This window comes from Bacillus luti (assembly GCF_001884105.1).
In the GTDB taxonomy this organism is placed as follows: domain Bacteria; phylum Bacillota; class Bacilli; order Bacillales; family Bacillaceae_G; genus Bacillus_A; species Bacillus_A luti.
Genome location: NZ_MACI01000053.1, coordinates 50,226 through 64,105, shown reverse-complemented (window position 1 = coordinate 64,105; position 13,880 = coordinate 50,226). Strand labels below are relative to the sequence as shown.

The 13,880-nt window shown below is 33.6% G+C and carries 12 protein-coding genes; all 12 read right to left on the bottom strand.

Annotation, left to right across the window (positions count from 1 at the left end; translation table 11 throughout):
* Nucleotides 1-18: 18 nt before the first annotated feature.
* The gene (locus tag BAQ48_RS11980; RefSeq protein ID WP_071711242.1) at nt 19-1,449 is read right to left on the bottom strand and encodes a sensor histidine kinase; all 1,431 of its coding nucleotides are present in this window, start codon (nt 1,447-1,449) and stop codon (nt 19-21) included.
* Nucleotides 1,450-1,460: 11 nt separating this feature from the next.
* Nucleotides 1,461-2,132, bottom strand: a complete 672-nt coding sequence (locus tag BAQ48_RS11975; RefSeq protein ID WP_071711241.1) for a response regulator transcription factor — start codon at nt 2,130-2,132, stop codon at nt 1,461-1,463.
* A gap of 119 nt (nt 2,133-2,251) precedes the next feature.
* The gene (gene galE, locus BAQ48_RS11970; RefSeq protein WP_001084647.1) at nt 2,252-3,244 is read right to left on the bottom strand and encodes a UDP-glucose 4-epimerase GalE; all 993 of its coding nucleotides are present in this window, start codon (nt 3,242-3,244) and stop codon (nt 2,252-2,254) included.
* 97 nt (nt 3,245-3,341) lie between these two features.
* Nucleotides 3,342-4,160, bottom strand: coding sequence for an SGNH/GDSL hydrolase family protein (locus BAQ48_RS11965; RefSeq protein WP_071711240.1), 819 nt, complete (start codon nt 4,158-4,160; stop codon nt 3,342-3,344).
* A 98-nt stretch (nt 4,161-4,258) separates the two neighbouring features.
* Nucleotides 4,259-5,173, bottom strand: a complete 915-nt coding sequence (tagU, locus tag BAQ48_RS11960; RefSeq protein WP_071711239.1) for a polyisoprenyl-teichoic acid--peptidoglycan teichoic acid transferase TagU — start codon at nt 5,171-5,173, stop codon at nt 4,259-4,261.
* 91 nt (nt 5,174-5,264) lie between these two features.
* Nucleotides 5,265-6,209, bottom strand: coding sequence for a mannose-6-phosphate isomerase, class I (gene manA / locus BAQ48_RS11955; protein WP_071711238.1), 945 nt, complete (start codon nt 6,207-6,209; stop codon nt 5,265-5,267).
* 31 nt (nt 6,210-6,240) lie between these two features.
* The gene (locus tag BAQ48_RS11950) at nt 6,241-7,308 is read right to left on the bottom strand and encodes a glycosyltransferase (RefSeq protein ID WP_071711237.1); all 1,068 of its coding nucleotides are present in this window, start codon (nt 7,306-7,308) and stop codon (nt 6,241-6,243) included.
* A 41-nt stretch (nt 7,309-7,349) separates the two neighbouring features.
* Entirely contained in the window at nt 7,350-8,735 is a 1,386-nt protein-coding gene (locus tag BAQ48_RS11945; protein ID WP_071711236.1) for a sugar phosphate nucleotidyltransferase, read from the bottom strand.
* 34 nt (nt 8,736-8,769) lie between these two features.
* Entirely contained in the window at nt 8,770-9,555 is a 786-nt protein-coding gene (locus BAQ48_RS11940; protein ID WP_071711235.1) for a WecB/TagA/CpsF family glycosyltransferase, read from the bottom strand.
* Nucleotides 9,533-10,735 carry a glycosyltransferase gene (locus tag BAQ48_RS11935; protein WP_071711234.1) on the bottom strand — a complete coding sequence of 401 codons (1,203 nt, stop codon included), beginning with the start codon at nt 10,733-10,735 and terminating at the stop codon, nt 9,533-9,535. The genes BAQ48_RS11940 and BAQ48_RS11935 overlap by 23 nt, the downstream gene beginning before the upstream one ends.
* A gap of 5 nt (nt 10,736-10,740) precedes the next feature.
* Nucleotides 10,741-11,967, bottom strand: coding sequence for a glycosyltransferase family 4 protein (locus BAQ48_RS11930; RefSeq protein WP_071711233.1), 1,227 nt, complete (start codon nt 11,965-11,967; stop codon nt 10,741-10,743).
* A gap of 84 nt (nt 11,968-12,051) precedes the next feature.
* Nucleotides 12,052-13,467 carry an O-antigen ligase family protein gene (locus BAQ48_RS11925; protein WP_165613796.1) on the bottom strand — a complete coding sequence of 472 codons (1,416 nt, stop codon included), beginning with the start codon at nt 13,465-13,467 and terminating at the stop codon, nt 12,052-12,054.
* Between the last annotated feature and the right edge of the window lie 413 nt (nt 13,468-13,880).

Genomic DNA, 13,880 nt, shown 5'->3' with positions numbered 1-13,880 from the left:
AATTGTTTCATAAATGTATCATTTAACCGCTTTCAAGTTTTTTATGTCTTCCATCCGTCTTGGAAGTAAGAATGTAATAAATATTGTAGTCCCTATCTCTTCACTACTCTCAATCTTCATACTTCCGCCTTGCTTATTCATAATCTCCTGACAAATATACAAACCATACCCATTCCCGTAACTAGAAGGCAGTACTTTCCCCACTGGCGATGCACCCCACTCCACAAGCACGGCTTCATCTATACCAATACCATCATCATGAACAAAAATCTTCGCTTCATGCTCATTTACAATTACATTCATGCGTATTTGCGTAGCATCACTATATTTAATCGCATTATCAAGTACATTTAAGAAGATTTGCTTCGTCTTATCAAAATCTGCAACAACATATACATCCGTTAACTCATTTATAACTTCAATTTCAAACTGCTGCAGACGAGGTTTCACAATTGAAACTGCTTCTTCTGCTAATTCCTTTATATTCACAACTGTAGGCGACACTTCAAACGTACTCGTCCCGTACTTTGAAGATTTAAGTAATTCCTCTACAAGTGATAATAACCGCTCACTTTCCACAGCCACATAACGAAGACTCTCCTGCACATCTTCTTTCGCTTGTAACTTCGGAATTAAATCCACATAACCAATAATCGCTGTTAGCGGTGTTTTCAGCTCATGCGTAATACGGTCTAAGAAATCTTTCTGTTTCTCTTTTTCTTCCTTCAATTGCTTAATATGCAGTTCAATTCCATCAGCCATCGCATTAAAGGATGCTGAAAGCTGCGCAATTTCCACATACTCATTTAGTTCAATCTTACTTTTATAATCACCATTCGCAAGCCGCTGGGCCATTTGTCTTAATTGATCAATCGGCTTATGAAGGGACTTTGCCAAACGAATTGCAAAGAAAATACCAGCAGCCACTAAACAAAGAGACGTCATCAAAAACGTCCAACTCACATTTGTTAAAACTTCCTTCTCACCCGTTAACTCATTTATAAAACGAATACTTCCAATGACATCGTTTCCATAATAAACTGGGCTGGAAAACAAAAGAATTGGAGCTGGGTCTCCCTCTTCGAAAACATAAGATTTCTTCCCTTTCAAAGAACTCTCAATATCAATATTCCGATGAAGTAATGCCCCTTTTTGTGTATCTGCAACAACGTCACCGTTCTTCCCAATCATCTGTACACGGACATCCATCCGCTTCGCCAAGTAAGAAGCAATTAAAAGCGAATTCTGACCTAGCGTCTCCACCTCTGCTTCCTTCTCTAAATAATTCATCGTATAAATTTGTGCTTCGACACTTAATTTTTCTAAAGAATCTGCTGCGTTATGATACATATTCTTTTCTAACGTAATATAAACAACCGCGTACAAAAGAACAAGAATCGGGATTAAAAGCCCAACTATCCCAAATACCATATTTCGTTTCAACGACATATCATCACCACTTAACAATCCAGCTTATAGCCAACGCCATAAATTGTTTTAATATACTCCCCGCTCGTACCAAGCTTCTTCCGAAGTCTTTGTACCATAATATCAACCGCTCTCGTATTTCCGATATACTCAAAACCCCAGACTTTCTCAAGCAACTCATCCCTCATAAATACACGCTGTGGATTCAAAACAAACAACTGACATAAATTAAACTCTCGGTACGTTAACTGAATTTCTTGTCCACTAACATGTACTTTTCTTTCCTTAGGACAAATGATTAACTCTCCAGCTCGAATTACCTCGTGACTTACAGTTACCTCTGTCTTCTTCACACGCCTGCTCATATTCTTCACACGAAGAATAAGCTCCGCATAATTGAAAGGCTTCGTCACATAATCATCTGCACCAAGTTGCAGGCCAAGCAATTTATCATTCATCTGACTCTTTGCAGTTAACATGAGTACTGGAATATCCCTATCCTTCTCACGGAACAAACGAAGCAACTCATACCCATCTGTATCTGGAAGCATAACATCTAAAATCAATACATCTGGTCCTTCATTCCATTTCTCTACAGCTTCTCTTCCGTCAGCTGCTGTCAACACTTCATACCCTTCCATCTCTAACTGCATACGAATCAAATTACGAATACTCGACTCATCATCAACTACAAGTATTTTCATCATTTTCCTCCTTCCGTTCTGTATTATAGTACAGTTTAGTATAGCAAAAATCATACAAAAAAAGAGCGAGTATTGTCGAACATATTTTGTCGACGATACTCGCTACTTATTTATTAAACTTATTTCTCATACCCGTTAGGTTTCTTCTGATGCCAATTCCAAGCATGCTCAATGATTGTCTTCACATTTACATACTGTGGATCCCAACCTAACTTCTCTTTCGCTTTCTGAGAAGAAGCAACTAAACGTGCTGGATCTCCCGCACGGCGCGGTGCTACCTCAGCTGGAATTTCATGATTTGTAACTTCACGAACTGCATCCACGATTTCTTTTACACTGAAACCATTACCATTTCCTAAGTTATAGAAATCACTTTCTCCGCCGTTCTGTAGGTCTTTAAGCCCTAAGAAATGAGCCGCTACTAAATCTTCAACGTGAATGTAATCACGGATACAAGTACCATCTGGTGTATTGTAATCATCACCAAACATCATAATCTTCTCACGTTGCCCTAATGCTACTTGCAGCACAAGAGGAATTAAATGCGTCTCTGGACGGTGATCTTCCCCAATAATACCATTTGGAGTCGCCCCAGCCACGTTAAAGTATCTGAAAATCTTATAACGTAAATTAGAAGCTTGGCTATACCAATGAAGCATCTTCTCGATTGCTAACTTCGTTTCTCCATACGTATTCGTTGGATTTGTCATCGTTTCCTCAGTAATAAGATCTACATCTACCTCACCATACGTTGCCGCAGTAGAAGAGAAAATAAACTTATCTACCTTAAACTCATCCATTACCTCTAATAAGCAAAGTGCACCATACACATTGTTATTATAATATTGAAGAGGCTTCTCCATACTAACCCCAACTAAAGAATCAGCCGCGAAATGCATAACAGCCTCAATATTTTCTTGTGTAAAAACATCTCTTAAAAATGCTTTATCACGAAGGTCACCGTTATAAAACTTCGCACCTTCCGTAATCGCATCTTCATGACCTGTTTGTAAGTTATCTACCACTACTACAGATAAACCTTCGTCTACTAATTTTTTCACAGCGTGAGAACCGATGTAGCCAGCTCCACCGCAGATTAAGATTGAATTCATTGTCTTCCTCCTACATACATATATTAGGATTTCTTACTTACTCACTTTCTTATTATAAAAGGTATACGATTGCTCGTATACCTTTTGTGTACCTTTATTACTTAGCAACAAAATAATCCGTTACATATTGTGCCCAAACCTCATGACCTTTAGCACTTGGGAAACCGAACTCTTCTTGTAAGTAAGGTAAAATAGCCTTCGTTGCTGCATCAGGCCAAGCTGTCCAATGATCAACATATGTATAACCATTTTGCGTCGCAAATTGTTTCAATGCTTCAATCGCTTTCGGATAATTCTTCGCACCATACACTGGGTTCGATGGTTGAATCATAATCGTAGCGCCTTTTGCACTAGTAGAAAGTATTTGAACAAACTTTTGTGTATTCACGACAGAGTTTCCATTACCACTTTTCCCATTGTCCGTAATAAATGGTGGCTCAAATAAAATTACATCTGGATTTTCTTTCGCAATCTCTTTATCACGTTTATTCGAGATTAATTCTTCTGTACTCTCACCCTTATATTCCTTAACTGTCACATTCCATAAACCTTTACCATAAGCAGTTTCTAAATTAGCCGTAAACTTAGCTGCCCAAGCATCTTTTTCAGATGAAGAAGCTTCATCACCAACAATAACAAGATTTACTGCCTTTTTATCTGCAGCAGCTTTCTTCAATTTCTCTTTCACTTCATCTGGTAAATTCTTCGCATATGCTTCATTAAAAGATGATTTCGCATCTTGCTTTTTCTCTTCTTTCTTCGCTCCGTTATCTTTCACTTCAGCCTTTGCGTTCGTTACTTCACTCGTCTGTCCTGTCGCATTCGCAACCTTCTTATTCCAGTATAATTTACCGCTCACAATCGAAGCGACAAACAATACAAAAGTCACAAGGACAAGTACTGCTTTCTTATTCATCGATTCACCTCATCTATTAATCTCACAATATATAATACTAATATAAATCTAAGCAAAAATAAACCCAACTCCTTCCAAAGGAGTTGGGTTATTACATATTACTTAGTCAATTCAAGATGCGCTCTTAACTTATTCGTTAAATCTTGTTTCGCTGCATCTGGAACATAGTAATACCAAATCCCATCAGCGGCTTTGTGACCGTCTCCTGGGATTTGGATTTCTTCGCTGTTCTGCAAGCAATCTTTATAATTCTTTTGAATCTCAAACATTTGATCTTGCGTTAAGCTTGTTTTAACGTTTTTCTCAATGGCTTTTAGTACATCATCGTAGTTTGCTAGAGAAGAGACACTAGCACCTTTTTTAATTACTGCTTGGATAACTTGACGTTGGCGCATTTGACGACCGAAGTCACCACGTGGGTCATTATATCTTGCTCTTGTATATTTTAATGCTTCAGCACCATTTAAGTGAATACTTCCTTTTGCAAATTGTAAATCCTCTTGCTTAAAATCTAAATCATTATTAACATCTACACCACCGACCGCATCTACAATGTCTCTAAAACCTTCCATGTTAACTTCAATATAGTGATCGACTGGTACATTTAAAAAGTTTTCTACTGTTTTTACGGACATATCAATCCCACCGAAAGCGTAAGCGTGATTAATTTTGTCTTTCTTTCCTTTACCCACAATTTCTGTGTAAGAATCACGTGGAATACTAGTGATTTTCATTGACTTTGTTTTAGGATTTAGTGTGAATAACATTAAAGAATCTGAACGTCCCTGATCTTCACCACGTTGATCTACACCCATCATTAATATTGAAATGGGCTTTTTATCCGACACATTTACTTTTTCTGAACGTTTATCAGATTTATCGCGATCTAACGGCTTATGAACGGCATCTAATGCATTTGATACATTAGAATATACATAGTATGCATAAGCTCCTCCGGCAATCACAAGAAAACCTATTATACCTAAAACCCAAAATAAAATTTTCTTTTTCATAATTTTTTACCTTCTTTATCAGTATTTATAAATAACGCAATAACTTTATACTACCTTAAGACTGGCTAAAAATAAAAGAGAATTTATTATTCTACAAATGAGACGCAATAGCAGTAATATTTCCTTTTATAACAAATTTTTCAATTATTATCGGTAAAATAAAATGATCTCCCTTTTTAATAGAAAACTCACCATCAATAGTAACCAGCGTACCCTCTCCTTCAATTATACTTACTAATTGAAAGATTCCTCTTTGTTGAAATGATGCTTCCTCCTCAATTTCCCATTTATATACGGAAAAATATACTTCATGCACATATGTTGTAATTAGCGCACCATTTCTTTTCTGGGCTTCTGGCCGAACTTGATAATCTTCGTGTGGGATACTCGCAACCTGAACTGCTTTATCTAAATGTAACTCTCTCTTCTTACCATTTGTATCTAGTCTATCATAATCATATACTCTATATGTAGTATCAGAACTTTGCTGTGTTTCTAGTACTACTGTACCTTCACAAAGAGCATGAATAGTTCCACTCGGTACATAGAAGAAATCACCTGGTTTAATTGAAACCCTACGCAGTAAACTACTCCAGTCGCCTTTTCTAATCATCTCTTCAAACTCTAATTTTGTGTAGGCATTATGCCCATATACCAGCTGAGCATCCTCTTTACAATCAATAATGTACCAACACTCTGCTTTACCAAGTTCACCATTCTCATAAACTTTTGCATATTCATCATTTGGATGTACTTGTACCGATAAATCTTTATTAGCATCTAGTATTTTTGTTAATAACGGAAATTTCTTTGATGGGTATTCTCCAAATAAGTGTTTCTCTTTCTTCCATAATTCGTCAAGGGTTTTCCCCTTGTACGTCCCCCCTACTACAACACTCATACCATTCGGATGAGCTGAAATCCCCCAGCACTCTCCAATTGATTCTGAAGATAAATCATAATTGAAATTTCCTAATGATTTGCCTCCCCAAATCCTTTCTTGAAGAACAGGTTGTAAAAATAACGGTGATTTCATTCTTGTATAAACCCTTCTTTCCTACTAAAAATTACAATACAACAAATTCGAAAATATGAGATACAATACTATGAACCTCATTTTGATATATGGAATCTTGGGTATCCATGTACCTTCTAATATCTATATTCTGTAGTTCTTCCCACGTAATTAAATTACATAAATTATTATCTTTTAAAAATCGGATCGTATTTTGATCCTCACTCATACCTTTTCTATTAATAATTAATAGCGGTTTATTTTGAAGAATTGCTTCGCTAACTGTACCCCAACCTGCTTTTGAAATAATACAATCAGCAGTTGCTACATAGTTTTGTGATTCTGTATAGTTTTCCGGGATTTTGTGCACATTTTTATGCTCAATTTTCATATTATGAGACACGATAAAAACATATCTTTCATCTTTCCAAATTGGAAATTTGGTTATATCTCCTATATCAATTTTCATTCCTAATGGAATAAATATAATTTGTTTTTCACCTGTCGGATTTAACTTCTTTCTTAGTTTCTTTACTTCTAAAGAATTAATTATTCTACTATAAAAATTAAACGAAGATGTATTTAATCTCGCACAACTTTCTTCATTACTTCCAGCTAACTTATAAAAATAATCCATTTTTTTATACATATTTTTAAATACTTGAAGCGAACTATCTGGAACAATATTTTTATAGGCTGTATACCAAGTAAAATTAGAAATCCCTATGGATGGTACTTCCAATTTATCTGCTATTTCAAAAGCAATTGGTGAAATATCGGAAATAATACAATCCACAGAAAAAGCACTTAAAAAATCAATTTCATTTTTAATCTTGTGTGGTAACTTCACACAAAATTGCTCATACGACTGTCCCAATTTTTCTTTATCTAAATCTAACGAATGCTCTTTTAGAATAAAACCAACATCAGTCTCCACATCATGAAAGATAACTCTGTCACCATGCCCAGTTAATGATGCGCGAATAAATTGCAATGCAAATGAGTTACAAACAATAATTTGTACATCTTTTCTCACACTCAACATTTCTCTAATAAGTGCGATACACCTTGTCGCATGCCCAAATCCATATTCCGAAACATAAAAAACAAATGTTTTCATAAATTTATCCTCAAAAAATAACAGCTAGAATACACTAGCTGTTACATAATTACTTGTGCTTGTGACTGATAATAATGTTTTAAAATATCGTCCCACTTTGTATACAGGCGAACGAAATCTGTATCTACTACTTCTTTCCCCGTTTGTACTTCAATAAATTCTAATTCACTCAATGCACGAATAGCATGTTTTTTACCAGCTGGAATATGTACAATATCTCCAGCTTTTACGCGACGAATATGATCTTCTAAAATAAGTTCCCCTTCACCACGAATAATTGTCCACACTTCATTCCTCAGATTATGGTAATGATAAGTAGAGTTCTGGTTTTCTTCTATACAAATTCTTTTCGTTACCATTTCTTCATTTTCATATTTTGCATAATCTAACACTTTAGACCAGCCCCAAATACGTTCTTCGTACATTGGTGGTTGATCAAATGAACCAATTAAATCTTTAATTTTTGGACTAGAAGCTTTATCCGAAACTAAAATACCATCCGGGCTAGCCGCAACAACAACATCTGAAAGACCCACAACTGTTACCGGAACTTCTAATTCATTGACCACATGTGTATTGTGAGAATCCTCACTAATTACGCCTTTACCAATTTGGGTTGTAACCATTTCTTCTGTTAATGTATTCCACGTCCCCAAATCTTTCCAATATCCACTGTAAGGCAAGGCAACAATGTGGTTTGCCTTTTCTACAACTTCATAGTCAAAACTAATTTTTGGTAAATGGCTATAATGTTTAGCCAAATCGTGATATAAAATTGGAAGATTTTTTTCTTCCAAAATATTGATTAGATAACGTAGCTTAAAGGCAAATACGCCACAGTTCCATAAAGCCTTTTGCTCCATTAATGTCACTGCTTTTTCCTCACTTGGTTTTTCTGTAAAACGTGATACATTAAAATGTTCATATGTAGTACCGTCTTCAGTTGGTACAATATACCCATATTTAGAAGATGGGTATGTTGGCTCAACTCCCATAAGAGCTAAATCTGCATCCGAATTTTGTAATGCCACCTCTAAATCTTTTACTCTTTCAAAAAAGCTATCTTCGACGTACGGATCTACTGGTAATACAATAACTGTTTCGTCTAAATTTGTATGTTGTTCAGAAAATAGAAATGCACTAGCAAGAGCAATTGCCGGAAATGTATCTCTACGCTCCGGTTCAACAATTAACGGCACATTCATTCCTAACTGATTATAAATCATCTCCGTTTGTGTTTTTGATGTAGCAATAACTGAAGACTCATTTAAACCAACTGACTCTAATTGTCCCCATACACGTTGCACCATCGATTGCCTTGCACCATCTTCACTCTCTAACACTTTTAAGAATTGCTTAGAACGAGTGTCATTTGATAGTGGCCATAAACGCTTACCTGATCCACCTGATAAAAGAATTAGCTTCAATTTTATCCCTCCTTAATTTAATGAATAGCAAATATTATTTATTCATCTTAATTGTATATGTTTTATTTTTTCTATATGTCTTTAAGAAGCGATAAACATAAACTGGATTATTATATGCATATCTTTTCCATAAGCGCTTCGGCTCACTTATCAAACGAAAACACCACTCTAACCCTAATTTTTGTAAAATTAATGGTGGTCTTTTAATATTGCCTATAATAAATTCAAAAGCTGCTCCTACACCTAACATAGTACCTCTAATTCTATCTTTTTGGTTATACATCCAGATTTCTTGCTTTGGACATCCCAAACTAACAAATGTTAAATCTGCCCCAGAATTATTTATCATTTCTACGATTTTCATCTCTTCATCATCGTTAAGAGGCCTAAATGGTGGCGAATAACTACCTACAATATTTATTCCTTCATATCGCCTTTTCAATTCCTTTTCCAATTGTTCTAATGTTTCCGTTGTTCCACCATATAAAAAAACCTTATAATTTTTCTTAGCTGAAATCTCACATAATCTTAACATCAAATTAGGACCATCAACCCTGTCTTGATTACTATATCCATATAACTTTAACGCCCACACTAAAGGCATACCATCTGGGGTACAAATTCCAGCATTCAATAACACCTTTTCAAACAGCTTATCGTTACTAGCAGTGACAAGAGAATGCGTATTACATACACAAACATAATCATTTGTTTTATTCAAAATCCATTTTTCAATAGCATCTATCGTTTCTTGAAGAGTTAATGCTGTGATATTTGAATTTATAACCCGCCCAAATTCATATTGTTCTTTTCGATTCATTTTTTTTCTCCTTAATTACTTCACTATATATACTCATCAAATAATTAAAATTAACACTTTCTGTGTAATGAGTCCTAAATACATCCGAAACATTTCCCCTCATATTACCATATCCTTCGTAATTTAATGATTTTTGAATAACGGAAGTTATTTCTTCTATATTATTATGTTTAAAATGAAAACCCGTTTCACCATTTATAACAACTTCTTGCAGGGATCCTATTTTACTACATAATACAGGGGTCCCGACTGAATATGCCTCTACAATAGTCATAGGGAAACCTTCGTACCATATTGAGGGGACAATAAGATATTTGGCATTTTTCATGTAAAAAAGTACATCTTTCGAATCTTTTTTACCTAAAAAACAAATATCATCTGCGAAATGTTCCGACTCTAGCATTTTTTTATCTGGCCCATCACCAATGATATATAATTTTGTGCCCTTCTTATTATCTATCTGCTTCCATGCATTCAGTAAATTTCTAATCCCTTTTTCTTCAGAGATTCTCCCCACAAAAAGAATATACTCTTCATCCAAATTCCTATGTATCTGTTCAGAATTTTGCATAAGAAAATTAGGCTTTACTACTATTTTACTTTCCGAAATTCCACCTTGAGTAAACTTTTTCTTTGAAAAGTTTGTAAGAGCTATATATCTATCTACAGTATTTTCCCAAGTTCCAATTATCCTGTTAAATTTAATCATCATTGTAACAGGAAGGGTTTGTGCTCTTGAATCTCTATAGCAACCGTATTTAACAGCATTCCATAATGAGGAATCAAGGCAATTTTCGCAAATCTGATTATTCCTCATTAGCATTGCTGATGGACAAATCAAACGATAATTATGCAGCGTTTGTACAATTGGTATACCTAATTTTTGGCAAGCATAATAGATTGAGGGAGAAAGTAATGGAAAAAAATTGTGTACGTGAACTACATCAGGCTTTATTTCCATTAAATAATTTTTCATTTTTTTATATTCTGTATATGACCATACGGCCTCCACGGCCAATTTCGCTTTACTAAATTTACTTTTTTGTTTAATTTCATCATTATGGACCGAGTATAATTGTACATCTATTCCATATTTTTTTAATAACATCATTTCTTGAGCAACAACGTTATCTTCTCCACCACTTTGTTGATAATAATTATGAATAAATAACACTCGCATAGTAGTTAACCTCTTTTGTAAGATAAAGATTTATACACATCTTCAACTAAATTTTCCCAAACAAAGTCTTCAGCCCTTTTAATCGCCTGCTTAGAATCAGTTCTCAATTTATCCTTATCTTTATAATATTTACTCAAACCTTCACTTAACTCTAAAATTATCTGGTCTTCAGATTTTCCATTTACATTAACAGCCATACCACAATCTTCGTTAATAATTGTTCCAGGTCCTCCAATATCTAGACAGATTACTGGTAACCCATTAGCTAATGCCTCTAATACAACCATTCCCCCAGAATCATGTAAACTAGGAAATAATAGTACATCATACTCTTTATAAACTTCCATAAGTTCTAATCTATCCATTTTCCCTAGCCATTTAATCTGGTCTTTAGATTCTAGTCCTTTCCCTTGACTTTTTAACCAATTTTTATCAGGACCATCACCTATTAATGCAAATATACTATTTTTATTTTGAATTTTCATATTAAAACTATCAAAGGATTTTAAAGCTAAGTGAACACCCTTCCAATAAAGTAAGTTCCCTACATATAATACTCTAAATTGATCAAACTCTTTTCTATTCAAATCAGTGCAAATTTTATCAATCCCAATTGCAAAACCTATTTCTGTTTTTGAATGATATCTTTTTGGTATAACATCTTTAGTTTGCTTCGAGGTTACGATTATTTTATCGGCAGTTTTAAAGGTCATATGCATTAAAGGATTTACCTTTACAGATAACATTGTTAGATTTCTAACGGTATCTTTCAGCTTTCCTTTTAAAGAATATCCTTTTGTTAAGCTTCTAGGTGGTTTTTCTCCTCCCGCAACTGGACCAAACACAAAAGGTTTCCCTAACAACCCTAAGAAACTTGGAAACCTAGTACTTACAAAAGTTATATGATGAATTAAATCAATATCATAATCTTTTATTAACTGCTTACATACTTTATAAATACCTAATTGCCATAATTGGTAGTGAGCATGAACTCCTCTTCCTCCCCTCTTTCTCTTCCAAATTGGAATATCATAATACAAAAAATTCATATTTTTTCTTATCTCTAAATCTATACTCTTTAAATAGTTTTCTATTATTTTTTTATGCATCGGTCTAGTAACTACCCATACCTGATCCCCATTTTTGGCAATTTGATAAACCCAATTCCACCCTACTCCTGGCTCGGATCCAGCCTGAGGTTCACAGGCGTATGCTGATATAAGCACCTTCATTATTATACTCCTTTAATTTAAAATTATATTTTAAATATCAGTTTCTAGCTAAACGTTTAACTCTAAATTTTTTCTATTATTTACTTAAGACAATTTGTAATCTTTTAATAACAAATTAGCTTTTTGTAAAACAGCTATAGCTATAATAGTAATTAAAAATTTATGGTCAACTTGTCCCCCAAAACTTACACCAGTCATGGCAGCTATTGAAATACAAAATACAATAGCTAATAATTCGATATTAATATGCTTTAGCTTCTTATAATTTTTCAATAATAGTATCCACATATAAAGAAATATAATGATTATTAAAATCATTCCCGTATATCCTAAATTAACTAGTACATCTAAAAAGCTATTATGAGCGCTTGTGGGTGCAAAATGAGCTACACGGTAAGCGTCTGGCATAATTACTCTAGAAGAAACGAATCCATGACCTAAAATAGGTTTATTTTGAGAAACTTGTATTGCAGCATTCCATATAGGAAGTCTTTCTGACAAACTAAATAATAAACTTAGATCTTGTCCTCTCATGAAAAAATCTATTAATTTTTCTCTTATAAAAGGAATTATAAGAATTGTAATAACACTTAAGTTAAACATCATTATTAAAACTTTATAGTACTTGCTAACCATTAGGGCTATTACGGTCACTCCTACCGCTATTAAGAGATTTGTCCTACTGACCGTCGAAAATAAGGTGATAAAGCTAAATAAAGTTATCCATGCATACATATATTTTTCACGTAAAATTTTAGTACGTAATGTTCTGAAAAAGGAGATTATAAATACTATCGTCGCAATTGTTCCTAGTGCATTAGGATGTATAAATACCCCTCCTAGTTGAAATTTTGTACCTCCTCCATCACCAAAACCAAAACTCACCAAATTAGGTAGAAACGGAAAAATAATCCATGTAATAAAAATTAAACACGTTAAAATAAAATAATTTAAATTAAGAAACACTCTTAATTCATCCAAATTTCGAATTTTATTACTGACATATGACACTACTATTATTACTACCAATAGCTCTACAGATCTATAAAAAGATAATGTGGGAATCACAGAATAAAATGATGAAATCAAAGCATACAGGGCATAAATTGTCATCATAAATATAATCCCCTTAAACCCTTCCAATATAAGCTTATTTGACTTTATAATATATAATAGACAAACTATAATTGGAATCATCCACATAATGACCCTGATTAAAGATGCGATATCTAGGGGAGTTTCTTCTATTGCATTAACATCCCTTACTCTGAAAGAAAGACAACCGATATAAAATGGAATTACTAACAAATAATCTTTTTTGACTTTTTTAATTAAATCTCTTATTTTATATATAGCTGTACCCGATATACTTAAAGTAAAAACTATAAAAAGTATCATACACAATACTACAGGTAAGATGTACATAATATCAAAATAAGTAAAAGACATTACCAATAAGAAAATAATCACAATACTATAAATAACCAATTGTTTTTTCATTAATTTGTTATTCAAACCATACATAAAATCATCCTAACTATTTTTACGTATAAACTTATATTAATTTTTCGACACATTTAATACACTTAAAAATCCGACTATATTTTGTTAATGAATTTGAAAAAAATCGTTAACAATTTTTTCTTTTTTATTTAGGTATCTAAGATCCAATTAACATTTTCAATATATTTTTTTATGCGTAGCAACACAAAAGTCCACCCAAAGCTACAAAAGTTGATTACTATGCTTCATGAACATACTATTAAATTATAGTTAAACTTCACTAATTTCTATCCTTATTATAGCTTTTATTTTATTACAGATAGTGTCCCCTGCAAAATAAAGCTTAAATACATCGGAAAATTAATTTAACTCTATATCAATTTATTTGTTAGGTCATCTAAACCTACGTT